Origin of the sequence: Pseudomonas sp. GM80, from assembly GCF_000282515.1 — a bacterium.
Taxonomy (GTDB): Bacteria; Pseudomonadota; Gammaproteobacteria; order Pseudomonadales; family Pseudomonadaceae; genus Aquipseudomonas.
This window is the reverse complement of the sequence record NZ_AKJD01000042.1, coordinates 147,983-173,174: the sequence shown is the minus strand read 5'-3', so window position 1 is coordinate 173,174 and position 25,192 is coordinate 147,983. Positions and strand designations below refer to the sequence as shown.

Genomic DNA, 25,192 nt, shown 5'->3' with positions numbered 1-25,192 from the left:
TGCGGTCTTTTGTCGGCAGGGATTGGCGATTTGATGCGGTTCGGTTTTTCGATGCTGATCACGGTGTTGTTGCTTGCAGGCTGCGAGCAGCACGATGCACCGGTGCTGGACCAGCAACTGTATGTCTGGCAACGCCAGTGGACGCCCGCCCATGAAACGGCGCTGCGTGATAGTCACAGTGACTTCTCGACGCTGCGCGTGCTGGCGCTGCAAGCCTTTCCCAATGCAGGCTGGCGCCGCGCGCGGGTTGATTCGTCGTTGTTGAAAGCCGATGGGCGCCCCGTGATCGCGGTAATCCGCCTCGACGGGCAACTCAAGGCGCTGGATCAGGATCAAGTCACTGCGCAGATTCTTCAGGTGCTCGCCGATTGGCAGGCGCAAGGCCTGACGCCGAGCGGCGTCGAGATCGACCACGACGCCGGTAATGCGCGATTGCCGGCCTATAGCGAGTTTCTTCAGCATCTGCGGGCGGCATTGCCGAGTTCGCTGCCACTGAGCATCACCGCGTTGCCGGCGTGGCTGTCCAGCGCGCAACTGCCAACTCTTCTGCACACCGTCGACAGCAGCGTGCTGCAAGTGCACGCCGTCAGCGATCCACGCCACGGTCTGTTTGATCCTGAGCAGGCGTTGAAGTGGAGCAAGGCCTGGGCGCGCGTGAGCGACAAGCCGTTTTATCTGGCGCTGCCGGCCTATGGCGTGGCGCTGTTGCCGGATGACGGCGGCGCGCCGCTGGTGGAAAGCGAAGTGCAGCTTGAGCGAGCCGGTGAACGCCGCGAACTGCTCGCCGATCCGTTGGCATTGAGCCAACTCGGCAAGGCTTTGCGTGAAGACCCGCCAGCGCATCTGGCCGGGCTGATCTGGTTTCGCTTGCCGCTGGCCAACGATCGCCGCGCCTGGAGCTTGACCACCCTGCGCGCGGTCGCGCGTGGTGATCAACTGGTCAGCCAGCTCGGCCTGACGTTAAGCGAACACCACGGCCTCTACGACATCAGCCTCGACAACCGCGGCAATCTCGACAGCGCCTGGCCGGCGCGGATAACGCTCAAGGCGCGAGGCTGTGAAGGCGCCGATGCGCTCGCCGGATATGCATTGCAACAGAGCGCCGATCTGCTTACCTTCACCCGCCTGCGCGACGGCCGATTGCCGGCGGGCGGGCAGCGCGCCATCGGTTGGGCGCGTTGCGCGACTATTGATCAAGGAGGTTCGCATGTTGACCCGTAACTGGCCCCGCCATCTGCTCTGCCTGAGCCTCAGCCTGCCGCTGGGTTCCGCGCTGGCCTGTGGTCCGGATTTTCCCAATCGTCTGCTCGACGATCGCGGACAGACCCTGGCCAATCTGCCGGCGGGCAACTTCAAGTTCGAGATCAGCCGTCTCGGCCAAACGATCGCCGGGCTCAAGAATGTCACCGCAGCGACTCACGATCCCGACGATATGTACGGTGACGACAGTGCGCCAACCCAAGCCCGCGACAACGCCGAACAGCTCGGATTGAGCAACGAGCAGGCCGCGCTGGTCGCGCAACTGCGTGGCCTGACCGATGCACATCAGGTTGCAGAGCAGGGCGCCAGTCTGCCGCCTGAAATTCGTCTGTACGTGGCGGGCGCGGTGGCGTTTGCCACGGGCGAACATGCGCTGGCGGTCGAGTATTTCAACAAGCTGTTGGCGCTGCCGGCTGATCAGCGGCCGTTGCGCAGCACCTGGGCGGCCTATTCCCTGGGGCGTACCTGGTTTGCCATGAGCAGTGAAGCCGACGATGCCGTCGCAGCCCTGGAGCAATCGCGCGCAGCGTTCCGCCAGGCGCGGCAAATGAGCATTGATGGTTTCAGTGATCCGCTGGAGCTGGGCGTGGCCAGCCTTGGCGAAGAGGCGCGGGTATTGCGCACTGCCGGCGACTGGAGCGGCGCCATTGAACTGTATGAGGCGCAAAACCAGCACGGTTCGGCCGTGGGGTATACGTCGTTGAAGCAACTGACGAATGAGCTGGCCGAGTTGCCCGAGGCTGAGCTGGCGAAGCTGCTGGAGCGTAAGCCGGTGCAACAACTGGTCACCGCATCGTTGGTCAGCCGAATGGGCTGGTCGTTTGGCGAGCAGCCGCCGAACGAGAAAAAACTCATTACGCTGCTGCAGCAGAGCACGCGCGGCACGCTGGAAAACGCCGATCGGCTGGCGGCGATGAATTATCAACAGGGTGATTACGCCAGCGCCAGGGCCTTCCTCGAGAATGCCGGCGATGGCGGGCTGGCCTGGTGGTTGCGGGCCAAACTGGCGGTGCGCGATGGCGATAAAAATGCCGCTGCCGCCGCTTACGCCAAAGCTGCGCAGGCGTTTCCGCAAAGTGAATCGTGGGGTTACCAGCTCACGGCAGACTGGGCGTTTGAAACCGTGCAACCGAAATGCCGGGTCGAGGGCGAAAGCGCGATTCTGGCGTTGCAACGCGGCGAATACCTGCAAGCCTTTGTGCAGTTGTATCGCAGCAACAACATCTATTGGTTCGATGCCGCCGCCGTCGCCGAGCGGGTGCTGACGGTCGAAGAGCTCAAGCAGTACGTCGATGAAAACGTCCCGGCCCCGGCAGCGCCGATTGACGATGGGCGAGCTGACGCCGAGCAGCTGCACATAGCCGAGAACCTGCGCTATCTGCTGGCCCGGCGCTTGTTGCGCGAAGGCCATTACGCCGAAGCCGTCGACTATTTCGCCAACAGCACGATGCAGGAAGAAGCCAGGTATTACGGTGAGCAGCGTCTGGCGGCAGAAAGCAGCTGGTGGCCGACGAAACGTGCCACCGCACTGTTCAATGCCGCTGTGGTTGCGCGTGAGTCTGGCTTCGAGATTCTCGGTTACGAGATGGCGTCGGACTACGTGTCGTTTGGCGGCTTCTACCAGCTCGGCAACAAGGAGCTGGTCGCCGGGCCGCTGGTCAGCGAAGACGAAGTGCAACGGCAGAAAGCCAGTGAAGCCCTGACGCAGCATCGTTTCCACTACCGTTTCGTTGCGACCGAGTTGGCCGATCGTGCTGCCGATAACCTGCCGCACACCAGCCAGGCGTTTGCTGCGGTGCTGTGCAAAGCCGTCAGCTTCAACAGCAGCGTGGAAGAGCAGAAAGCCCTGTATCAGCGTTACGTCAAGGAAGGCCCGTACGTGCAGTGGGCGGAGGATTTCGGCCGACAGTGCCCGAGCCCGGACTTCGCTAACGCCGACAAACGCTACGTCACCCAAGTGACCGATGCCGTGCGCGCGACGCTGCGACCGTACAAATGGCCGGTGCAGATCGGCGCCGCTGTGTTGCTCATCGGTGTCGCGCTGGCGCTGTTCATGCGTCGCCGGCGCAAGGCAGGCAAGGGCTAAGCCTGCTGGACGAAAGTCAGGCGCAGCGCAAAGCCGATCAACAGGCTGCCAAACAGCCATTGTTGAACGCGTTGCGCCGTTGGACTGTGTTGCAGCCAACGGCCCAATGCGGCGCCGGTCAGGGCGTAGGCGCTGTCGAACAGCAGGCCAACGCCAACCAGCAGCAGGCCGAGCACGGCGAACTGGTTGAGGACCTGCGCGCCGTCATTGACGATGAACTGCGGCAGCAGCACCGAGCAGAACAGCAGCGCCTTGGGGTTGAGCAGGTTGGTCAGCAACCCCCGGCGAATCGCCTCGCGCCATTGTCCGGGTGTCGCGGTGAGGGCGCCGGTGGCCAGGTCTGGCACCAGCGAGCTGCGCAGGCATTGAACGCCGATCCACAGCAGATACGCCGCGCCCGCCAGCCGCACCACATCAAACGTCCACGGTGCCGCCTTGAACAGCGCCGCCAGCCCCAGCGCGGCCAATGCGACATGGCAACCCCGGGCGATTGCCAAACCGATCGCCGTGGCCAGCGCCGCGCCGCGACCCTGCCGTGCGCCGGTTTGCAGGAGCAGGATCATGTCCGGGCCGGGCAACAGATAGACCACCGCCAAGGCGAGGAAAAACAGCCAGAGATTTGCCACGTCAGCGTCCTTTCGTTGTCGATTCGGTGACATCAGTCTAGGTCTGGAGGGCGGGGCAGGTGCTTGCGTAGTCAGCTTCAAAATCACCTTGTTTTGGCATAACCTGCTGGTTTTCAGTGCTGAAACTCTGTGGATTTGCCAAACATGAAACTCGACGCTTACGACCGCAAGATTCTCGCGGCCCTGCAACGTGACGGACGCCTCAGCAACGTTGAGCTGGCCGATGAAATCGGTCTGTCGGCCTCGCCGTGTCTGCGCCGGGTGCGCATGCTGGAGGAGGCTGGGGTGATCCGCGGCTATCAGGCCAATCTGGATCGCGACGAAGTCGGCTTGGGGCTGACAGTGTTTGTCGGGGTCAAGGTCGAGCGCCACAACGACGAACAGGCCGAGGCGTTTTACGCGGCGGTGACGGCGTTGCCGGAAGTGATCTCGGCATTTCTGGTCTCGGGGGAATCGGATTTTCTGTTGCAGGTGGTGGTGCCGGATTTGCGTGCGTACGACCGTTTTCTCAGTGGTTGCCTGCTGAAACTGCCGGGGGTGAGTGACATTCGCAGCAACTTCGCGATTCACACGGTGAAAACGCCGGGGGCGTTGCCTTTGGGACATCTTCCGGCCTGACAAGCAAAGATCGCAGCCTTCGGCAGCTCCTACATGAAATGCGTACCCCTGTAGGAGCTGCCGAAGGCTGCGATCTTTTGATCTTCCAAACGATTACATCTGCGTCGCCATCCCCTCGACATTCATCGCCGCCTGGCGCAATGCCTCCGACCGCGTAGGGTGCGGGTGACACGTCAACGCAATGTCCTCAGCCGAGGCACTGAACTCCATCGCCACACAAAACTCGCCAATCATCTCGCTCACGCTCGGCCCGACCAAATGCACGCCAAGCACTTCATCCGTGCGCTCATCCGCAAGGACTTTGGCGAACCCCTCGGTTTCGTGGTTGATCTTCGCCCGGCTGTTGGCGGTGAACGGAAACTTGCCGACCTTGTAGGCGCGGCCTTCGGCCTTGAGCTGCTCTTCGGTCTTGCCGACGCTGGCCAGCTCCGGTCTGGTGTAGATGACGTTAGGGATCAAGGCGTAATTGACCTCGCCGGCCTTGCCGTGGATCTGCTCGACGCAGGCCATCGCTTCGTCTTCCGCCTTGTGCGCGAGCATCGGTCCGGACGTCACGTCGCCGATCACCCAAACGCCAGCGGCTTCGGTGCGATGCTGTTTATTGGCGAGCATGCCGCGCTTGTCGGTGCTCAGGCCGACGTTTTCCAGACCGAGGCCTTGGGTGTACGGACGGCGCCCAATCGCCACCAGCACGTAATCGGCTTCGAGCAGTTCAGCCGTGCCACCCGCCGCAGGCTCGACGCTCAGTTGCACACCGCTGGCAGAAGACGTGGCGCTGGTGACTTTCGAACTCAACCTGAAGGCGATGCCCTGTTTGCTCAGCGAGCGTTGCAGGGTCTTGCCAGCCTCGGCATCGACGCCGGGGCAGATGCGGTCGAGGTATTCAACCACCGTCACTTGCGCGCCCAGTCGCCGCCACACCGAGCCTAATTCGAGGCCAATGACGCCGGCACCGATGACCACCAGATGCTTGGGCACTTCGCTGAGCGACAGCGCGCCGGTTGAATCCAGAATGCGTTGGTTGTCGATCTCGACGCCGGGCAGGGGAGTGGGCTCGGAGCCGGTGGCGATGATGATGTCCTTGGCGCTCAGCTCGACCTTGTTGCCCTGATCGTCAGTCACGGTGACCTTACCCGGGCCATCGATGTGGCCCCAGCCCTTGATCCAGTCGACCTTGTTCTTGCGAAAGAGAAACTCGATGCCTTTGGTCAGGCCGGTCACGCTTTCGTCTTTCTGTTTCATCATTTGCGCAAGGTTTAGCGTCGGTTTGACTTCGATGCCGAGGTTGGCGAATTCCGCACCCATGGCCGCGTCGTACAACTCCGAGGCGTGCAGCAGGGCTTTGGACGGCATGCAACCAACATTCAGGCAGGTGCCGCCGAGGGTCGCCCGACCTTCGACGCAAGCAGCTTTGAGGCCCAACTGCCCGGCGCGGATCGCCGCGTTATAACCACCGGGGCCGCCGCCCAGAATCACTACGTCATAGTTGCTCATGCGCTTGCTCCTGATGAATGGATGCGGATCGCTAAAAGTAGTCGTCGATAAAAATTACGAACGTAATATGTGCGTTTACCGGCATTTCGGTCAAGGCTTCAGGCAAGCGACAGGTTGGCCGTCTTTGAATACGGGTAATTGTGTACGAATATTTCACGCTTTTCGTTATATCGTAACGATATGAACCGCGAGCCAATGATTTTGGGGTGATATGCAAGTTGATCTGGAGGTGGATGGCACGCAAGTGACCGGACTGCCGCGTTTTCAGCAGGCGGCCACGCAGGGCAGGCGACTGCGGCGTTGGGCGTTGGGCCTTGGCGGATTGGCCGGGGCGGGCTGGGTGTCGGCGTTTTTCGTCGGGCTGTTTGCGCCGCAATCATTGTGGCTGCCGCTGCTGGTCAATCAGAGCGCAGCGTTGCTGGTGTTGGTCGCAGGGCTGCAATCGGCGTGGTGGGTGACGCAATGGCGCGCGCGGGTGATCAATCCTGTTGTGCTGACGCCGACTGCCGATGATCAAGCGATTGCGCCAGAAGGTTGGTACGAACGCCTGCTGGATCGACTCAGTCAGCGCGGTTTGCATGTGCTTGGCCAGATCGGTGCAGCGACGCTGTGGTTGGGCGGTTGGGCGTTGCTGGTGGCGCTGAGCATCGAACAGGTGTGGAACTTGGCGTTGCCCGCCGCTGCTGTTGGGTTGTCCGCCTCCGTCGGTGCGGCGTTGGCGTTGCTGCTGGCGTTTGGTTTGCTGGTGCTGGAGCGACAACTCGCTCAGGAACATCCAGCGCAATGGCCGGAAGCAGGAGCACTGGCCCAATTGGCGCGCGTGGCGATCATCAGTCTGGTGCTCGGCGCGCTGTGTTTATTGTTCGCTGGCGAGAACACGGTTTGGCCGGTTCGCGTGGCAGTACTCATCGGCATCTTGCCGGGATTGGTCGCGATCGAGCTGCTATTGCGCGCGGTTCTCTCGGTCTTCAGCCCACGCCGCGAACAGCTCGAACCGACGCTACTGGCGCGCAGTTTTGTCGCTGACATGCTGCGTTGGCCGCCGCAGCCGTTGCTCGCGTTGCAGCATGAATTGCACAACCGCTTTGGCATCGATTTGCGTCAAATCTGGGCATTCAGTTACATGCGCCGAGCGTTTCTGCCGGTGCTGGCACTGGTCGCAGCGGTGGGTTGGTTGCTTACTGGCATTCATGAAATCCCGCTGCAGGGTCGCGGCATTTATGAACGCTTCGGCAAACCGGTGCAGGTGTTCGGCCCCGGATTGCACACCGGTTTGCCGTGGCCGCTGGGCCGCGTGTTGATCGTCGAAAACGGCGTGGTGCATGAGTTGGCAACCAGCGTCGGCGAAAACCCGGCGCCACTGCAAGCCGATCCCGCTGAAGGCCCGGCACCGATGACGGCCAACCGTTTGTGGGACGCCAGTCACGTCAACGACAAGTCGCAAGTGATCGCCAGCAGCCGTGGCGATCAGCAGAGCTTTCAGATCGTCAACATGGACGTGCGCTTCGTCTATCGCATCGGCCTGACTGATCAGGCAGCGCTGGCCGCGACTTACAACAGCGCAGATGTGCCAACGCTGATTCGCAGCACCGCCAGCCGGATTCTGGTGCACGACTTTGCCTCGCGCACGCTCGACGGTTTGCTCGGCGAAGACCGGGTAGGGCTGGGCGAAGAGATCGGTCGCGCGGTGCAAAGTGATCTGCAACATCTCAACAGCGGCGTGGAAATTCTCGCCACGGTGGTTGAAGCCATTCACCCGCCGGCCGGTGCCGCCAATGCTTATCACGCGGTGCAAGCGGCGCAGATCGGCGCCCAGGCGTTGATCTCCCGCGAGCGTGGCGCAGCGGCCGAAGCAAGTAATCAGGCGCAATTGCAGGCCAGCCTCGCTCGCGATCAGGCCAGCGCCAACGCCCGCGAAACCAGTGCCACGGCGCAGGCGGCGGATCTGAAATTCAGCGCCGAACAAAAAGCCTACGCCAGCGCCGGCCAGGCCTTTGTGCTGGAGCAATATCTCGCGCAGCTCAGCCAAGGCCTGAGCAAAGCCCAATTGCTGGTACTCGATCATCGTCTCGGCGGCAGCAGCAATGCGCCGACCATCGACCTGCGTACCTTCACGCCGCCGGCTGACCCGACGCCCGCGCGTACCAACGCTCAACCAGGAGTCGCCCATTGAGCCATTCGCACACGCACGAACCGCATGATCACAGCAGCCACGATCACGGCCACGATGGACATCACCATCATCATGGGCACCATCACCACGGTGCGCCGGAAGAGGCGGGGCCTTTCCCGTGGCGGCGCATGGGCTGGGCAGTCTTGCTGGTGGCGTTCGCCATTGCCGCAGCGAGCCTGGTGCAAGTCCGCTCCGGTGAAGCCACGGTCATCACGCGATTCGGTAATCCGTCGCGGGTATTGCTTGATCCGGGTTTGAGTTGGCGTTGGCCGGCACCGTTCGAGGCGGCGATCCCGGTGGATCTGCGTCTGCGCACTACTTCCAGCGGCTTGCAGGATGTCGGCACCCGGGATGGTTTGCGCATCATTGTGCAAGCCTACGTAGCGTGGCAGGTGCAGGGCGACCCGGACAATGTGCAGCGCTTCATGCGCGCAGTGCAGAACCAGCCGGACGAAGCGGCGCGGCAGATTCGTACCTTCGTTGGGTCGGCGCTGGAAACCACCGCGAGCAGTTTCGACCTGGCGAATCTGGTCAACACCGATGCCAGCCAAGTGCATATCGCTGAATTCGAAGCGCAGTTACGGCAGCAGATTGATCAGCAATTGCTCGCTACTTATGGGGTGCGTGTCGTGCAAGTCGGCATCGAGCGTTTGACCTTGCCGTCGGTGACGCTGACTGCCACGGTCGATCGCATGCGCGCCGAGCGTGAAACCATTGCCACCGAACGTACGGCGATCGGCAAACGCGAAGCGGCGCAAATCCGTTCCGCTGCCGAACGCGATGCGCGAATTGTGCAAGCTGACGCCACCGTGAAAGCCGCAGAAATCGAAGCGCAATCTCGCGTTGAAGCCGCGCAGATTTACGGTCGTGCCTACGCCAGTTCGCCGCAGCTGTACAACTTGCTGCGTTCGCTGGATACCCTCGGCAGCATTGTCACGCCGGATACCAAACTGATTCTGCGCACCGACGCCGCGCCATTCCGCGTGCTGGTCGATGGCCCGCCGACACTCGACAGCAAATTCGGATCGCAGCCATGAGTGAAGAAGTTCCACGTGGAACACATTCGCTGAACAGTCCGTGGATTCAGGCCGGGCGTTTGGCATTTTTCGCCCTGTACGCGGTAACCGTGTTGGCCGCATTGGCGTGGGCATTTTCCAATGTGCGGCAGATCGATCCGCAGAATCGCGCGGTGGTTTTGCATTTTGGCGCACTGGATCGCGTACAGAACGCAGGTCTGTTGTTGGCCTGGCCTCAGCCGTTCGAACAGGTGGTTTTGCTGCCTGCAGCGGATCGGGTCATCGAACGCCGAGTGGAAAACCTGTTGCGCAGCGATGAGGCGCTGAAGGCTGATCGTGTCGCTTCGTTCGCCACACCGCTGAGCGATGCGCTGGCTGGGTCTGGTTATTTATTGACCGGTGATGCTGGCGTGGTGCAACTGGATGTGCGGGTGTTTTACAAAGTTACCGACCCCTACGACTTCGTCTTGCAGGCTGATCATGTGCTGCCGGCGCTGGATCGATTGGTCACCCGCAGCGCCGTGGCGCTGACTGCCGCGAGGGATCTCGACACCATTCTGGTCGCTCGCCCGGAATTGATCGGCGCCGACAATCAAGCGGCCGAACGCCGTGAGCGGCTGCGCGGTGATCTGGTGCAAGGCATCAACAAACGCCTCGCCGAGTTGAAGGCGAGCGGGCAGGGCATCGGCATCGAAGTGGCGCGGGTCGATGTGCAATCGAGTCTGCCTGACCCTGCCGTAAGTGCGTTCAACGCCGTGCTGACCGCCAGTCAGCAAGCCGATAAAGCCGTGGCCAACGCGCGCACCGACGCCGAGAAACTCACCCAGACCGCCAACGAACAAGCCGACCGCACGCTACAAGTGGCTCACGCACAGGCGGGTGAACGCCTGGCCAAAGCCTCGGCCGACACCGCCACGGTGTCGAGTCTGGCCAGCAGCACCGACCCGCAAATGCTCTTGCGCCTGTACCGTGAACGCATGCCGAAGATTCTCGGCCAGGCCGGATCGGTGACCACGGTCGATCCGAAAGACGATTCCCGCCTGATCATTCAGGGAGCCAGTAAATGACTGCGACGACCGCCGCACCGAGCCTGTTGTCCTCGGCCGAACAACGCCGCGCCGCCCGGCAACTGACCCTCGCCATGCTCGCGTTGGGACTGCTTGGACTGGGTTTGATCTGGCGTTGGCTGGTGCCGGAGCAAACCGGTGTCAGCCAATTGCTGCTGGGTTTTGCTTCTTTATTAGTCGCCGTGCCGGTAATGCGCTCGGCGTGGTACAGCCTGCGATATCCGAGTCTGCACGGCATCACCGATCAACTGATTGCCTTGGCCATGCTCGGCGCGTGGGCGACGGGCGATCTGCTCACGGCGGCGTTGCTGCCGATCATCATGATCTTCGGCCATGTGCTGGAGGAGCGTAGCGTCATCGGTTCGCAGGAAGCGATTCATGCGCTCGGCCAACTGACCCGCAGCCACGCACGCAAGGTTCAGGCTGATGGTTCGATCATCGAAGTGGACAACGGCACACTGAAGTCCGGCGATTGCGTCGAGGTGCGTGCGGGTGACCGAGTACCGGCGGACGGCCGGGTGTTGTCGGGTCAGGCCAGCCTCGACACCGCTTCGATTACCGGTGAGTCAGTGCCAGTGGAGGCGGGCGTCGGCATGACGGTGTTCGGCGGTGCGATCAACCTTGATGGACTGCTGCGTATTGAAGTTACCCGCACCGGCGATGAGTCGACCCTGGGCAAAGTCATCGCACTGATGCAAAACGCCGAGCGCTCGAAACCCCCGATCACCCGGTTGCTCGAACGTTACGCCGGCAGCTACATGGTGCTGGTGTTGCTGCTGGCGGCGGTGACCTGGTTCGTTACCAACGATGCGCAGGCGATGCTCGCGGTGTTGGTGGCGGCATGTCCGTGTGCGTTGGTGTTGTCTGCACCGGCGACGGCGATTGCCGGTGTAGCCGTGGCGGCGCGGCACGGGATTCTGATCCGCAGTTCGGCGTTCCTTGAAGAACTGGCCGACCTGACCTCGCTGGTCGTCGACAAGACCGGTACGCTGACTTATGGCACGTTGCGCTTGCAGTCGATCGACAGTTCCCACACAGACACCTCCGCGATTACCGCACTGGCTGCCAGTCTCGGTGCGGCGAGCAGTCACCCGGTCAGTCGCGCATTGGCCGGGTTGGTCAGCCCGGAACACTCTGTGCCTTTATCCGACATTCACGAGCGCCAGGGCCTCGGTGTCGTTGCCATGACCGGGCAGGGCGAAGCGGCGCTCGGGCGACCGGAGCTGTTCGCGCAACTGGGCGTCACCACCACGACGGTGCCCGAACACGACGGGCCGATTGCCGGGCTGGCCCTGAACGGTGAATTCCTCGCTTGGCTGCTGCTGGCCGATAGCGTCAAACCGGAAGCCCGCTTTGCCCTTGCTGAGTTGCGTGAACTGGGGCTCGGTCGACAACTGTTGCTGACGGGCGATCGGCACAGCGTGGCTCAGTCGCTGGCGCGGGACGTCGGTTTGCACGAGGTCGAAGCGCAAGCCTTGCCGGAAGACAAACTCAATCGGGTGCTCAAGGAAATCGACGACGGCTTCCGGCCGATGGTGGTCGGTGACGGCATCAATGACTCGCTGGCGTTGAAGGCTGGCGTAGTCGGCGTGGCAATGGGCGCGGGCGGGGCGGACATCGCACTGGCCTCGGCGGACATTGTGCTGATCGGCAGCGACCTGCGCCGCCTCGGCACCTGCGTACGCCTCAGCCGCCAATGCCGGAGGACGCTGCAGGTCAACGTCATCATCGGTCTGGGCTGGACGCTGGTGATCGTCGTGTTTGCGGCATTTGGCTGGCTCGGTGCTGCCGGGGCGATGATCGCCGCGTTGTTGCATAACCTCAGTACGTTGCTGGTACTCGGCAACGCGGGGCGATTGTTGCGTTTTCAGGAACCGCTGCTCAAGCTCAAGGAGGAAATCGTTTGAACTCTTCGACCCCCACGCTGCATTGGCTGAACTGTGCGCCGCGTTAGCAGTCATTTAGGGTGAGGGCGCGCCGCTGCAAGCTGTTAGCGGGTTGAAACAGTCGGTTCTGGAAGGCCTGCTGGAGCGTCTGCAACGATAGTTTTGGCTAATTAAATCGATAGCCTGCTATTTTTTCAGGATGGTCTACCCTCAGATCTGACGGTCTGAAACAAGGGGGATTTTCCATGCTCGCGCAACTTCCACCGGCCTTACAGAATCTGCAGCTACCGCTTCGCCTGCGACTCTGGGACGGCCATGAGTTCAATCTGGGGCCGGCGCCCAGCGTCACCATCGTGGTCAAGGACCCGCAGATGGTCACCCAGTTCACCCACCCAAGCCTTGATGCACTCGGAGCGGCATTCGTCGAGGGCAAGCTGGAACTGGAGGGCTCGATCAGCGAAGTCATCCGGGTCTGCGACGAATTGAGTAATGCGTTGCTCGGCGACGATGACGACAGTCATCCTGTGCGCACCTTGCACGACAAGGAAACCGACGCCAAAGCCATCTCCTACCATTACGACCTGTCCAACGCGTTTTACCAGCTCTGGCTGGACAGCGACATGGCGTATTCCTGCGCGTATTTCGAAACGGGCAGCGAAACTCTCGAGCAGGCGCAGCAAGCCAAATTCCGCCATTTATGCCGCAAGCTGCGTTTGCAGCCGGGCGAATACCTGCTGGATGTCGGTTGCGGTTGGGGTGGTCTGGCACGTTTTGCCGCACGCGAATTCGGCGCGAAAGTCTTCGGCATCACGCTGAGCAAAGAACAACTGGAACTGGCGCGCGAGCGAGTCAAAATCGAAGGCCTGGAAGACCAGATCGAACTGCAACTGCTCGACTATCGCGATCTGCCCCAGGACGGGCGTTTCGACAAAGTGGTCAGCGTCGGCATGTTCGAGCACGTCGGCCACGCCAATCTGGCCGAGTACTGCAAAACCCTGTTCGGCGCGGTGAAGGAGGGCGGTCTGGTGATGAACCACGGCATCACCGCCAAGCACACCGATGGCCGTCCGGTGGGTCGCGGTGCCGGGGATTTCATCGAGAAGTACGTGTTCCCCAACGGTGAGTTGCCACACCTGGCGATGATCTCGGCCGAGATCAGCGAAGCAGGATTGGAGATTGTCGACGTCGAAAGCCTGCGCCTGCACTACGCGCGCACGCTGGATCACTGGAGCGAACGGCTGGAGGACAACCTCGAAGCTGCTGGCAAACTGGTGCCGGATCAGGCCCTGCGCATCTGGCGTTTGTATCTGGCTGGCTGCGCCTACGCGTTTGCGCGCGGCTGGATCAATCTGCACCAGATCCTCGCGGTGAAGGCGCACGCGGATGGCAGCCATGAACTGCCATGGACGCGGGACGACATCTATAACCCATAAGCGGCTTCCCTCTCCGTGCGGGAGAGGGGATTCAGAGAATCGGTGAAATCAGCCGGGCGATCCGCATGCCAAGTTGTTGCAGGCGGTGGATCTCCCGGCTTTCTTCTTTGGCGATTTCGTAGGACTGCTCGAAATCCTGATTGAGCATCTGTTCCACGCTGGCAGCGAAGTCGCTGTCGACCGTCAGCAGCATAACTTCGAAGTTCAGGCGGAACGAGCGGTTGTCCAGATTGGCGCTGCCAATGGCGCTGATTTCGCTGTCGATCAACACCACTTTCTGATGCAGGAACCCGGGCTCATAGCGGAACACGCGCACGCCTGCGCGCACCGCTTCAAAGGCATAAAGGCTGGAGGCGGCATAGACGATGCGGTGATCGGGGCGCGATGGCAGCAACAAACGCACATCGACGCCGCGCAGTACCGCCAGTCTCAGCGCGGCGAACACCGCTTCATCGGGGATGAAATACGGGCTGGTGATCCACACCCGTTCGGTCGCCGCATGGATCGCCTCGACGAAGAACAGCGAGCAGGTTTCGTAGGCGTCTGCCGGGCCGCTGGCAAGCAGTTGGCAGAGCACGCCATCGTCAGGGTATTCATCAGGCAGGATCAGCGGCGGCAGGGTGCGTGCGGCCCAGAACCAGTCTTCGGCAAAGGATTCCTGCATGCACGCCACCACCGGGCCACGGACTTTGACGTGGGTATCGCGCCACGGTGCCAGCGGTGGCTTCTCGCCCAAGTATTCGTCGCCGACGTTATGCCCGCCGACAAATCCCACCACGCCATCGACCACGACGATTTTGCGGTGATTACGGAAGTTGACCTGGAAGCGGTTGAGCCAACCGCTGCGGGTGGCGAAGGCTTTCACCTCGACGCCGCCGTCGCGCAGTGTCTGTACATAACTGTGGGGCAGGGCGTGGCTGCCGATGCCGTCGTAGAGCAAGTGAATCGAGACGCCTGCGGCGGCTTTCTTCAGCAGTAAATCGCGCAGGCGTTGGCCAAGTCGATCGTCGTGGATGATGAAAAACTGGATCAGCACGGCTTCTTTCGCCTGATCGATCGCCTGAAAAATCGCATCGAACGTGGCGGTGCCGTTCACCAACAACTGCACTTCGTTGTTGGCCAGGCACGGCATACGCCCCAGTTTGGGCATTGCGCGTAACGAGGCGTAGGCACTGGAGGCGCGCGCGGTGAGGGCTTCTTCCACCCATGGGCGCCAGTTCAGTTCGGAGATCGCCTGACGCATTTGTTCGTTGGCCTGGCGCCGCGCCTTGATGTAGCCATCAAAGGTGCTGCGACCGAACACCAGGTACGGAATTAGCGTGAGGTAGGGAATGAAGATCAGCGACAATGCCCAGGCGATCGAGCCTTGAGCCGTGCGCACGGTGAGCACCGCATGAACGGCGGCGATCAAGCCGAGGGTGTGTATCAGGGCGATCAGATAACCGAAAATGTGCGGTCCAAAATAATCCATGGGGCAGCCTTGCTCCGGAAGATTCAATGCTTAACAGACCATGTTCTGTCGTGAATGTCGCTATTTAATTGGCGCATGAACCGAAGCAACCGGCCGACGTCTAACGGCCACTACTGATCAGGAGTTTTTCGATGAACGTTCGTCTGCTGGGTTTGGCGCTGGGCCTGGGTTTGGCATTGCCGCTGGTTGCGCAGGCGCAGATGCTGCAGCCGGGGCTGTGGGAAATGACATCGAGCAACGTCAAGGTCGATGACCAGCCGATGGATGTGCAATCGATCCTCGGTCAACTGCAAGGGCAGATGACCCCGCAACAGCGCGCGGCGCTGGAGAAAAACGGCATCAATATCGGCGGCAAAGGTATCCGTGCCTGCCTGACGCCAGAGCAAGTGGCGACCAACGATATTCCATTGGCCGACCCGCAATCGGGCTGCAAGCAACAGATTACTGATCGCACCGGCAACCAATGGAAATTCCGCTTCAGCTGCCCGAAAGCGCAGGGTACCGGCGTGGCAACGTTCCTCAGTGATCGCGAGTTCACCACGGTGGCCAACGGCACGTTCAATGCGATCGGGATCAACCAGAAGGGCAGCCTTGAGACGCGCGCAGTCTGGCTCGGCCAGGATTGCGGCGCTGTAAAACCAAGAGCTTAATGCGATCCCTGTAGAAGCTGCGGCACGCTGCGATCTTTTGATCTTGATTGTCAAAAACAAGATCAAAAGATCGTAGCCTCGTTGCACTCGTCAGCTCCTACAGGGTTTTTGAATCAGCGCATAAATCGTAGCGCCAACCCGCGACATCCCTCGTTCACCCGACCCTCCCGGCAGGCAATCTGCCCTGAGACAATTGTTGTGCTCACCCGATGCCGAAAGCTGCGCCCGGCGAACGGCGTCCAGCCGCACTGCGACAGAATCGGTTGCCGATCCACCTCCAGCGTCTGCGCTTCAACCAAGACCAGATCCGCCCAATATCCCTCCCGCAAATAGCCACGATCCGGAATCGCAAACAGGTCCGCGACGCGATGGCTGGTCTTCGCCACCAAGGTCGTGATCGGCAAAACTCCATCCGCCACCAGTTCCATTAACGCGGGCAATGCGTGTTGCACCAGCGGCAATCCGGCCGGCGCCTGCGCGTAAGGCCGCTGCTTTTCTTCCCAGGTGTGCGGCGCATGATCGCTGCCAATAACGTCCAGTCGATTGCTGTTCAAAGCCTCAAGCAAGGCATCGCGATCGTTCTGAGTCTTGATCGCCGGGTTGCATTTGATCAGGTTACCGAGGCTTGGGTAGTCGCGATCATCGAACAACAAATGATGCAGACAGACTTCAGCTGTGATGCGTTTCTGCGCCAGTGGTTTGTCCTCGAACAACGCCAGTTCGCGCGCCGTGGTCAGGTGCAGAACGTGCAGCCTTGTACCGTGACGTTTGGCCAACTCAACCGCCAGTGAAGAGGATCGATAACACGCCTCGGCGTTGCGGATGAGCGGGTGAGCAGCGGGCGGGATTCGTTCGCCGTACACCTCACGCAGGTTGGCTGCGTTGGCATCAATGCTCGGCGTGTGTTCACAGTGCGCCAAGAGAATGGTCGGCACCTCGGCAAACAGTCGCTCAAGGATTTGCGGATCATCCACCAGCATGTTGCCGGTCGACGCGCCCATGAACACTTTTACCCCGGCCACTTCACAAGGATTGAGCGCGGCCACTGTATCGAGGTTGTCCCGACTCACGCCAAAGTGAAAGCCGTAATTGGCCACCGAATTGATCGCCGCCCGACGCTTTTTATCCGCCAGGGCTTCGAGGGTGAGGGTGGCCGGGTTGGTGTTGGGCATGTCCATGAAACTGGTGATGCCACCGGCCACGGCCGCACGCGACTCGGTGTGAATGCTGCCCTTGGCCGGCGCGCCCGGTTCACGGAAATGCACCTGGTCATCGATCATCCCCGGCAGTAACCATTGGCCGTTGGCGTCGATTTCTATCATGGCGTTTTCACCTTGGATGTTGCGCGCGATCTTGACGATGCGCCCGTTGCTGACCAACAGATCACCATCGAACTCGCGTCCCTCGTTAACCATTCTGGCGTTGCGAATCAGCACGCTGCTCATGGTTTCAGAACTCGTTCTGCAAGGCTTTGTAGCCGCGCACCAGATCGACGTTGGTGCGCGCCACGTCTTCGGAAAATTCCGAGGCGCTGACGCTCACCGGCGGGAACAACGAAAGGTCGGTATTCGGACCGATGCGAGTAGTGGAGGGCACGTAAAACGCATCGGGCAAATCACGACCATCGACCACCGAGTTGTGCCGCACCACGCAACCGTTGCCGACCATGCAGTTGAACAACACGCTGTTGAAACCGATGAACACGCGGTCGCCGACCACGCACGGGCCATGCACGATCGAGCGGTGAGCGATGGAACTGAACTCGCCGATGGTCACCGCCGCGCCGGATTTCGAGTGGATCACTACGCCGTCCTGAATGTTCGAATTGGCGCCGATGGTGATCGGCTCCATCTCGCCCGAGGCGTCCACTTCGTCGGCGCGGATCACCGCGTAGGGGCCGACGAAGACGTTCTCACCGATCACCACTTTGCCGCAGATGATTGCGGTTTTATCGACGTAAGCCGACTCGGCAATTTGTGGCAAATCACCTGAAGGATTCTTGCGGATCATGGTCGGCTCAGCGCGTCGTAAAGGGTGTTGAGGTTGTATTCGAACAGACCGGTGAAGGTGCTGGCCGGGCCGCTGGCGGCGAGTGCGTCGGAGTACAGCGTACCGCCGATGTGCGCGCCGCTTTCGTCAGCGATCTGCTTGAGCAGGCGTGCATCCTTGATGTTTTCCATGAACACCGCTTTGACCTTGGCCTGACGGATCTGGGTGATCAGCGCGGCGACTTCGGCGGCCGAGGGTTCACGCTCCGTCGACAAACCCTGCGGCGCCATAAAGTCGATGCCGTAGGCCTGACCGAGATAACCGAAAGCATCGTGGCTGGTGACGATCTTGCGATTGCCTGGTGGCAGTGAACCGAGTTTGCTTTTGGCTTCGGCGAGCAGGGCGTAGATCTGCTTCAGATAGGCTTTGCTGTTGCGTTCGTAGTCGGCTTTGTTCGCCGGGTCGGCAGCGGTCAGCGCCTTGGTGATGTTGGCGATGTACAACTCGGCGTTCGCCAGATTGTGCCAAGCGTGCGGGTCGGGAACGGTTTCGCCGTCCTCATCCAGCGAGCGCGGAATTACGCCATGACTGGCACTGATGAGCGTGGCTTTGGTTTCGGTGCTGGTGACCAGTCGATCCAGCCACGGCTCGAAACCGAGCCCGTTCTTGATGATCAGTTTGGCGCCGAGCAACGCTTTGGCATCGTCCGGTGTCGGCTCGTAGGTGTGCGCGTCGGCGTCCGGGCCGACCATGTTGGTGATCTGGATATGCTCACCGCCGACCTGATGGACCATGTCGGCGAGGATGCTGAAGCTGGTGACCACCGGTAATTTTTCCGCCGCCGACAATGACATCGACAGCATCAGGCTGAACAACACGAGTAGAACGCGCATCGGGAAACACCTCATTGGGATGTGAGCAAAGGCGGGCGGCGCAACAAACCGTGAACCGGCCCGAACACCACCGACAGCAGATAACCGACGCCTGCGACCAGCACGATGGCCGGGCCGCTCGGCAGCGAGTAGTAAAACGACAGGAGCAAACCGAACCACACCGAGAGGCTTCCGATGACGGCGGAGACGGCTATCAGGATCGGTAAGCGGCGGCTCCAGAATCGCGAAGCAGCGGCGGGGAGCATCATCAGTCCGACCACCATCAGCGCGCCAATGGCCTGGAAACCGATCACCAGATTGAGCACCACCAGCGTCAGGAACACGCCGTGGGCGAGTGGGCCGAGGCGGCTGACGGTTCTCAGGAACAGTGGGTCGAGTGTGTCGAGCAGTAGCGGTTTGTAGATCAGCGCCATGGCGATCAGGCTGAATCCCGAGACCCACAACATGCCGGTGAGGGTCGGGCCGTCGACGGCCAATGCCGAGCCGAACAGCAGGTGAAGCAGGTCGAGGCGTTTGCCGGCGATGCCGAGAATCAGCACGCCGCTGGCGAGAGAGATCGGATAGATCGCGGCGAGGCTGGCGTCTTCGCGCAGACCGGTGCGGCGCGTGATCCATGCGGCGAGTCCGGCCATGCTCAGACCGGCGCCCAGACCTCCGAGTGTGAGCGCGGGCAGGCTCAGGCCGGCGAACCAGAATCCCAGTGCGGCGCCGGGGAGGATGCCGTGGGCGACGGCGTCACCGATCAGACTCATGCGTCGCAGGATCAAAAACACACCGAGTGGCGCCGTACTGCACGCCAATACCAGGCCGCCGATCAGGGCGCGGCGCATGAACACGAACTCGTTGAATGGTTGCCATAAGTGGGCGACGGCGTGCATCAGGCCACCTGCGTGTTAGGGGTTTGCTGGATCAGTTCGACGCTGGCGCCGAATACGCATTCGCGGTTTTTGATCAGCAAGGTGTGCGGAATGTGTTGGCGCACGGCGGCGAGGTCATGGCAGACCACGACGATGGTTCGACCTTGGTTATGCCAGGCGTGGATGTGTTGCCAGAGCAATTGTTGGCCGAGTTCATCGAGGGCGGCGTGAGGTTCGTCGAGGAGCAGAACCGGGGCGTCGGTCAGGCTCAATCGGGCGAGCAGGGCGCGCTGTAATTCGCCGCCGGAGAGGGCCATTAGTGGGCGGTGTTCGAGTCCGCTCAGGTGCCAGTTTTCCAGTGCGTCTTTCAGGCGTTGTGCGCGCAGTCGGGTTGATAGTCGGCGTCCCCAGAAACCGGCGGCGATCAGTTCCTCGAGGCTGATGGGGAATTGGCGGTCGAGGTGCTGTTGTTGGGGCAGGAAAGACAAGCCGCTTTGACGTGGAACACTCAGGCTGACTTTGCCTGCCAAGGGTTTTTGCAGCCCGGCGATGACTTTCAAGAGGCTGCTTTTGCCGCAGCCGTTTGCGCCGATGATGGCCGTGAGGCTGCCGCTTTCCAGTTCTAGATTCAGGAGCGTGGTCAGCGGTTGACCGGGAGCGCCCCAGCTCAGGGATTGGCAGCGGATCATGCTTGTTCACGCTGCCAGTGGCTTTCGGCGACGGCGTCGTGGGCGTGAAGGCTCTCTGCGTGGATCACTCGGAGGTGGAACTGGTTAACGCCCGGTGTCCGGCGAAGGGCGAGATTCAATCGGCGGGCGGCGTCTTCGCAGAACATCAGGTTCTGCCCGTTGGCGAGGGCGAAGGCTTGCTCGTCGGCGCGTTTTACGGCGGTTTGTACGGCGGTGCCTAGGGCGGCTTCGGCGTCGTTGATGATCACGCTCAGCGGTAATTCATCGATGAACTCGTCGAGGTGTAGATGCAGTTGTGCGGTGCTGCGTTGGCTGTGAGGCGTGGCGACGATGCCTTGGGTTGAGCCGAGCCAGGCTAGAACGCCTGCGTGCTGAAGGGCTTTATTGGCGAAGTCGTCGACGAATTGTTGCTGGATTAACTGTCGAGCCAAGGCTGCTGAACACGGGCAAGTCGAAGAGTAGGGCACTTCAATTTTGAGTTCCACGTGGAACATCTTGTTTTTCAGACTGGCTGAAATGGTCGCTGGATAGGATTTCCAACCGGCCAAGGGACTGATCAACGCAGGTCTTTTCAACAGTAGATCGGTGTGGATATTCAGGTAGGCACTGTTGGATAAACCTTCGTGGCTAGCCAGAAAACGTTTGAGTACCAGGTGCAGCAGAGCGGGGGAAAGGCTCTGTTGTTCGAGCGATTCCAAGGCCAGATAAAGCCGCGACATATGAATGCCCCGCGCTTCGCCATCATCCAGGCTTACCCCAGCATCAGCCTTCGCACTTAAGCGTTGGCCTTCCAATAAAACAGGTAACGCGATGCCGTGCATGCCCACCCATTCGAGGGGCAAAGCTTGGCGAGCGGACTGCGCGGCGATATCCGGAAGTGTCAGCGAATTCATGTTCGGAGCCATCGTGATGAATGAATTGGATGTTACATTATAACAATGCAATCCACGATGCCTTTTTCATGAACAGGTTTTCATATGCACAGACGCCATTTGCTCAATTTGATTCTGGCGAGCGCTGCCTTCGCCCTTCCGTTCAGTGTTTCGGCCGCGAAAATTCGCAACGCGCGGCTTTGGCGATCTGATGAAAAGCTGCGATTGGTTTTCGATTTAAGTGGGCCAGTGCGTTACAAAACTTTCACCCTCAGTACTCCTGAGCGGCTGATCATTGATGTGTCTGGTGCCAATCTGAGCGGTGATTTCAGTCAGTTGGCACTAAATGGCACGGTGATCCGCTCGATTCGATCCGGACCTTTTGGTCAGGGCGATACGCGGATTGTTCTTGATTTGAGTCATCCAGTGCTGCTGAACAGCTTCCTTTTGGCGCCTCAAGACGGCCAAAGTCATCGCCTGGTTCTGGATTTATTCAGTTTGAAAACCACGCCAGTAACAGCAATGGTTCCACGTGAAACACCCAAGATCGGTGCTCACCCCAAGCGCGACATCATCGTAGTCGTCGATCCAGGGCATGGAGGAAAGGATCCCGGCGCGGTCGGTGCCAAGGGTGAGCGGGAAAAAGATGTGGTGCTTTCCATTGCTCAGCTACTCGCCAAGCGTCTGAAAAAAGAGAAAGGCTTCGACGTGAAACTGGTGCGCAATGACGACTTTTTCGTGCCTTTGCGTAAGCGCGTGGAGATCGCCCGTCAGCACAAGGCCGACATATTCATCTCGGTGCATGCCGATGCGGCGCCACGGCTGACAGCGTCTGGAGCCTCGGTATATTGCCTGTCTGAAGGTGGCGCGACATCGGCGACGGCGCGCTTTATGGCGCAGCGTGAGAACGGTGCGGATCTGCTCGGTGCTACCAGTCTGCTCAATCTTAAAGATAAGGATCCGATGCTCGCTGGGGTGATTCTCGACATGTCGATGAACGCGACTATCGCCGCCAGTCTGCAGCTTGGAAACACCGTGCTGGGCAGTCTGGCCGGCATCACCACCCTGCATCAGAAGCGCGTGGAACAGGCCGGATTTGCCGTTTTGAAGTCACCAGATGTGCCTTCAATCCTGGTAGAAACCGGCTTCATTTCCAATGTTCGCGACAGTCAGCGATTGGTCACGGCGCGGCATCAACAGGCCGTGGCGAATGGTTTGTTTGAGGGATTGCAGCGTTACTTTGAGAAAAACCCACCGATCGACAGCTATCTCGCCTGGCAGCAGGAGCGGTAAAAAGCGCAGGTCTAGCAACCGGCGATTCGACTGCAGGTAAATTTCGCGCGGCTGCCACCCGAGCTGGAGAAGCGATTGATGGTCGTCCAGCCGACTCGGCGGGTGTAGCCAACCCAGGCTTCACCGTCAGAGGCGACACCGGTGAAGAATGTAAGTTGGCCAAAGCGGCTGTTGGTTTGCGCCCAATACCGCTGCCCAATCTTTTCAAATCCACGCAGGTAGAGCGTATTGCCAACAGTGTTGACGCTGTACGCGTTGCCCTCGGCATCGATGCACGCCAGCAAGTTAGCGCTACGCGTGCAGCTGGCCAGCGTCGGCAACTGCGCCGATGCATTGCCAGCAATCAGCAATCCAAGGCTCAACAACGAGCATTTCAGCACAGTTTTCATTACCAATTCCGGGTGTGGGATGGGCTCAGCTTCCTGCTGTTTATCGCTCAGGACAAGAGCAGGGCTGGTTAATTCATGTTGTTATACTATAACATAAATAATAACTGAGCCTGAGCAGGCCGATTTCAAGCGTTTAGCTTCAACGAAACCCTCGTATGAAGCCTCAAAACGCCAAGCGCTAGTAAAAGCGTCAATCGGCTGCCTTCCTATGAGGATTATCCAATGTCATCCGAATTGCCCGTTACCGTACTTTCAGGATTCTTGGGCGCCGGAAAAAGTACACTTTTGAATTACGTACTACGTAATCGCAAAGGGTTGCGCGTCGCTGTAATCGTCAATGATATGAGCGAGATCAATATCGATGGCAGCGAAGTCCAGCGTGATGTCAGCTTAAACCGTGCAGAAGAAAAAATAGTCGAGATGAGTAACGGCTGTATCTGCTGTACGTTACGCGAAGACTTGCTCGAAGAAGTCAGCAAACTTGCCCGGGAAGATCGCTTCGATTATTTGCTGATCGAATCCACCGGAATCTCTGAGCCGCTACCGGTAGCTGAAACGTTCACCTTCCGCGATGAACACGGGCAAAGCCTCTCCGACATCGCCCGTCTCGACACCATGGTGACTGTAGTCGACGGTGTGAATTTCCTGCCGGACTACCAGGCGGCCGAAAGCCTCGCCTCCCGTGGCGAGATTCTCGGCGAGGAAGACGAGCGCTCCATCACCGACCTGTTGATCGAACAAATCGAGTTCGCCGACGTGCTGTTGATCAGCAAGATCGACCTGATCAGCCAGCCCGAGCGTGAAGAGTTGATCGCCATCCTCAAACGCCTCAACGCCCAAGCCGAAATCATTCCGATGGTCATGGGCGAAGTGCCGCTGGAGAAGATCCTCAATACCGGTCGTTTCGACTTCGACAGAGCCGCGCAAGCACCGGGCTGGCTGCAGGAATTACGCGGTGAGCACGTGCCGGAAACCGATGAATACGGCATCGCTTCCACAGCCTATCGCGCGCGCAGACCCTTTCACCCGCAACGCTTCTTCAGCTTCATCGATCGCCCATGGCTGAACGGCAAACTGCTGCGCTCCAAAGGTTTCTTCTGGCTGGCGAGCAAACCCACAGACGCCGGTAGTTGGTCGCAAGCCGGCGGTTTGATGCGCCACGGTTTCGCCGGGCGCTGGTGGCGATTCGTACCGAAAAACCAATGGCCACAGGATCAGGAAAGCACCGCCGCGATCATGGAAAACTGGATACCGAGCGTAGGAGATTGCCGTCAGGAACTGGTTTTCATCGGTCAGAACATCGATTTCCTACAGCTCTCCGACGAATTGGACGACTGCCTGCTCACCGATGAAGAGATGGCCCTCGGCATAGAAGGCTGGCGATTGTTGGCGGATCCGTTCGGCCCTTGGCATGAAGAGGCCGCCTGATGCTCGCCCTCAAACTCATGCAAAACCGTACGCGCCATCAGCACCAAGGGCCGACACCTGAAACGCTGACGAAAATCCTCCAGGACGACAGCAACCTCGCCGTGTGGCAGCGGCAACTACCGTTGCACATCAGTGATTTTGCGCAGTTACTGTTGTCGCTCAACGAACCGTTGGCGGAATCACTGTGCCTGGAGTTGCCGCAAGAGGATGCCGAGCCTGACCTGACCGGGTTGGCCTCAGGCTTCCGTGATCTGGAAGGCTACGAAGGCTTTGTCGCCGATCTGAAATGGCTGGTCAGCGGCTTCGCCTGCTTGCTGGGAGCCAAGCGCATCGGGTTGCGCCTGCGGGTACTCGATAAAGCCATGTGCCCGCGTTTCCACGTCGATCACGTGCCTGTTCGGTTGATCACCACTTATGCCGGCGTCGGTAGCCAATGGCTCAAGGAAGGTGCGATGGATCGTCAGCAACTGGGGCAGGCCAACGCCGAACCCCACGCGAACATTCAGCAACTGAGCAGCGGAGACGTCGCGCTATTGAAAGGCGAGAAATGGCACGGCAATGAAGGCTTCGGTCTCATCCATCGTTCGCCGCAACCGGCTGCTGGCGAGCGCCGATTAATACTGACGCTAGACTGGCTCGGTTAAGGCTTGAGCCACGACCCTTGGCTCTGGCCTTCGCAATACGGCTTTAAATACGCCGCATCGGTGGCGACGCCGTAATAGTGGATGTCCTGGCGATAAGGCATATTGGCGACTTGCGCATTGCTGCACACACCGAAGGCACCACTCGGGCACTGATCGACGTACTGCACCTCGACTTTCTGCCCGGCCAGCGATGGCTGGCAGAAGCCGTCGTTAAACAGTTTCTGCGGAATGTTTCGATTCTGCTGGCAGACTTTTACGTCGAGCCGCTCGCTTTGGCTGTGCACCACGCAGGCCTGCGCCCACGCTTCGCTCGACAGCAGCGCCAACAGCAACGACCATCCCATCCAACGCATCTTTG

Annotated in this window: 23 protein-coding genes; 12 read left to right on the top strand and 11 right to left on the bottom strand. The window is 60.2% G+C overall.

Going from position 1 to position 25,192, the window contains the following annotated elements:
* Positions 1-33: 33 nt before the first annotated feature.
* Positions 34-1,221 carry a DUF3142 domain-containing protein gene (locus tag PMI37_RS05410; protein WP_008078896.1) on the top strand — a complete coding sequence of 396 codons (1,188 nt, stop codon included), beginning with the start codon at positions 34-36 and terminating at the stop codon, positions 1,219-1,221.
* Positions 1,208-3,346, top strand: a complete 2,139-nt coding sequence (locus PMI37_RS05405) for a hypothetical protein (protein WP_008078894.1) — start codon at positions 1,208-1,210, stop codon at positions 3,344-3,346. Before PMI37_RS05410 ends, PMI37_RS05405 begins: the two co-directional genes overlap by 14 nt.
* Here the strand turns inward: PMI37_RS05405 and PMI37_RS05400 are convergent.
* Positions 3,343-3,972 carry a LysE family translocator gene (locus PMI37_RS05400; RefSeq protein WP_008078892.1) on the bottom strand — a complete coding sequence of 210 codons (630 nt, stop codon included), beginning with the start codon at positions 3,970-3,972 and terminating at the stop codon, positions 3,343-3,345. The two genes, PMI37_RS05405 and PMI37_RS05400, sit on opposite strands and share 4 nt — an antisense overlap.
* Positions 3,973-4,116: 144 nt before the next feature.
* On the opposite strand from PMI37_RS05400, the gene PMI37_RS05395 reads away from it, so the two are divergent.
* Complete coding sequence (locus PMI37_RS05395; protein ID WP_008078890.1) at positions 4,117-4,590, top strand: Lrp/AsnC family transcriptional regulator; 474 nt, start codon at positions 4,117-4,119, stop codon at positions 4,588-4,590.
* A gap of 93 nt (positions 4,591-4,683) precedes the next feature.
* On the opposite strand, the gene lpdA is transcribed toward PMI37_RS05395, so the two are convergent.
* The gene (gene lpdA / locus PMI37_RS05390; RefSeq protein ID WP_008078887.1) at positions 4,684-6,084 is read right to left on the bottom strand and encodes a dihydrolipoyl dehydrogenase; all 1,401 of its coding nucleotides are present in this window, start codon (positions 6,082-6,084) and stop codon (positions 4,684-4,686) included.
* Positions 6,085-6,295: 211 nt separating this feature from the next.
* Here lpdA and hflK (PMI37_RS05385) point away from each other — a divergent pair, with 211 nt between their 5' ends.
* From hflK (PMI37_RS05385) to cfaB, 5 genes are all read left to right on the top strand, one after another.
* Positions 6,296-8,257 (top strand): protease modulator HflK, encoded by a 1,962-nt coding sequence (hflK, locus tag PMI37_RS05385; RefSeq protein WP_008078885.1) that lies wholly within the window; start codon positions 6,296-6,298, stop codon positions 8,255-8,257.
* Positions 8,254-9,294 (top strand): protease modulator HflC, encoded by a 1,041-nt coding sequence (hflC, locus tag PMI37_RS05380; protein ID WP_008078883.1) that lies wholly within the window; start codon positions 8,254-8,256, stop codon positions 9,292-9,294. Before hflK (PMI37_RS05385) ends, hflC begins: the two co-directional genes overlap by 4 nt.
* Positions 9,291-10,340 carry a protease modulator HflK gene (gene hflK / locus PMI37_RS05375; RefSeq protein ID WP_008078881.1) on the top strand — a complete coding sequence of 350 codons (1,050 nt, stop codon included), beginning with the start codon at positions 9,291-9,293 and terminating at the stop codon, positions 10,338-10,340. Before hflC ends, hflK (PMI37_RS05375) begins: the two co-directional genes overlap by 4 nt.
* Positions 10,337-12,247, top strand: coding sequence for a heavy metal translocating P-type ATPase (locus PMI37_RS05370; RefSeq protein ID WP_008078879.1), 1,911 nt, complete (start codon positions 10,337-10,339; stop codon positions 12,245-12,247). The genes hflK (PMI37_RS05375) and PMI37_RS05370 overlap by 4 nt, the downstream gene beginning before the upstream one ends.
* 224 nt (positions 12,248-12,471) lie before the next feature.
* On the top strand, positions 12,472-13,659 hold the full coding sequence (cfaB, locus tag PMI37_RS05365; RefSeq protein WP_008078878.1) for a C17 cyclopropane fatty acid synthase CfaB: 1,188 nt from the start codon (positions 12,472-12,474) through the stop codon (positions 13,657-13,659).
* A 31-nt stretch (positions 13,660-13,690) separates the two neighbouring features.
* Here the strand turns inward: cfaB and cls are convergent, their stop codons facing one another.
* Positions 13,691-15,130 carry a cardiolipin synthase gene (gene cls, locus PMI37_RS05360; RefSeq protein ID WP_008078877.1) on the bottom strand — a complete coding sequence of 480 codons (1,440 nt, stop codon included), beginning with the start codon at positions 15,128-15,130 and terminating at the stop codon, positions 13,691-13,693.
* Between the two features lie 131 nt (positions 15,131-15,261).
* Between cls and PMI37_RS05355 the strand changes: the two genes are divergently transcribed.
* A complete protein-coding gene (locus PMI37_RS05355) occupies positions 15,262-15,780 on the top strand; it encodes a DUF3617 domain-containing protein (protein ID WP_008078876.1) in 519 nt (172 codons plus the stop codon).
* 113 nt (positions 15,781-15,893) lie between these two features.
* Here PMI37_RS05355 and PMI37_RS05350 read toward each other — a convergent pair whose 3' ends face one another.
* The 6 genes from PMI37_RS05350 to folE2 are packed head-to-tail and all read right to left on the bottom strand — an operon-like array spanning position 15,894 to position 21,101.
* Positions 15,894-17,225, bottom strand: a complete 1,332-nt coding sequence (locus tag PMI37_RS05350) for a dihydroorotase (RefSeq protein ID WP_008078875.1) — start codon at positions 17,223-17,225, stop codon at positions 15,894-15,896.
* 4 nt (positions 17,226-17,229) lie between these two features.
* The gene (locus PMI37_RS05345) at positions 17,230-17,790 is read right to left on the bottom strand and encodes a gamma carbonic anhydrase family protein (RefSeq protein ID WP_008078874.1); all 561 of its coding nucleotides are present in this window, start codon (positions 17,788-17,790) and stop codon (positions 17,230-17,232) included.
* Entirely contained in the window at positions 17,787-18,662 is an 876-nt protein-coding gene (locus tag PMI37_RS05340) for a metal ABC transporter substrate-binding protein (protein WP_008078873.1), read from the bottom strand. The genes PMI37_RS05345 and PMI37_RS05340 overlap by 4 nt, the downstream gene beginning before the upstream one ends.
* An 11-nt stretch (positions 18,663-18,673) precedes the next feature.
* Positions 18,674-19,540: a metal ABC transporter permease gene (locus PMI37_RS05335; RefSeq protein WP_008078872.1), complete on the bottom strand. Its 867-nt coding sequence runs from the start codon at positions 19,538-19,540 to the stop codon at positions 18,674-18,676.
* Entirely contained in the window at positions 19,540-20,208 is a 669-nt protein-coding gene (locus PMI37_RS05330) for a metal ABC transporter ATP-binding protein (protein ID WP_008078870.1), read from the bottom strand. The genes PMI37_RS05335 and PMI37_RS05330 overlap by 1 nt, the downstream gene beginning before the upstream one ends.
* The gene (folE2, locus tag PMI37_RS05325) at positions 20,205-21,101 is read right to left on the bottom strand and encodes a GTP cyclohydrolase FolE2 (protein ID WP_045122973.1); all 897 of its coding nucleotides are present in this window, start codon (positions 21,099-21,101) and stop codon (positions 20,205-20,207) included. The genes PMI37_RS05330 and folE2 overlap by 4 nt, the downstream gene beginning before the upstream one ends.
* Before the next feature lie 84 nt (positions 21,102-21,185).
* Between folE2 and PMI37_RS05320 the strand changes: the two genes are divergently transcribed.
* The gene (locus PMI37_RS05320) at positions 21,186-22,373 is read left to right on the top strand and encodes an N-acetylmuramoyl-L-alanine amidase (protein WP_008078866.1); all 1,188 of its coding nucleotides are present in this window, start codon (positions 21,186-21,188) and stop codon (positions 22,371-22,373) included.
* 11 nt (positions 22,374-22,384) lie between these two features.
* Here PMI37_RS05320 and PMI37_RS05315 read toward each other — a convergent pair whose 3' ends face one another.
* A complete protein-coding gene (locus PMI37_RS05315) occupies positions 22,385-22,762 on the bottom strand; it encodes a hypothetical protein (protein ID WP_008078864.1) in 378 nt (125 codons plus the stop codon).
* 222 nt (positions 22,763-22,984) lie between these two features.
* On the opposite strand from PMI37_RS05315, the gene zigA reads away from it, so the two are divergent.
* Together zigA and PMI37_RS05305 are read left to right on the top strand one after the other, a co-directional pair.
* Positions 22,985-24,190, top strand: a complete 1,206-nt coding sequence (gene zigA / locus PMI37_RS05310) for a zinc metallochaperone GTPase ZigA (protein WP_008078861.1) — start codon at positions 22,985-22,987, stop codon at positions 24,188-24,190.
* Positions 24,190-24,834 (top strand): DUF1826 domain-containing protein, encoded by a 645-nt coding sequence (locus tag PMI37_RS05305; protein WP_008078859.1) that lies wholly within the window; start codon positions 24,190-24,192, stop codon positions 24,832-24,834. Before zigA ends, PMI37_RS05305 begins: the two co-directional genes overlap by 1 nt.
* On the opposite strand, the gene PMI37_RS05300 is transcribed toward PMI37_RS05305, so the two are convergent.
* Positions 24,831-25,187, bottom strand: coding sequence for a hypothetical protein (locus tag PMI37_RS05300; protein ID WP_008078858.1), 357 nt, complete (start codon positions 25,185-25,187; stop codon positions 24,831-24,833). The two genes, PMI37_RS05305 and PMI37_RS05300, sit on opposite strands and share 4 nt — an antisense overlap.
* Positions 25,188-25,192: the final 5 nt, after the last annotated feature.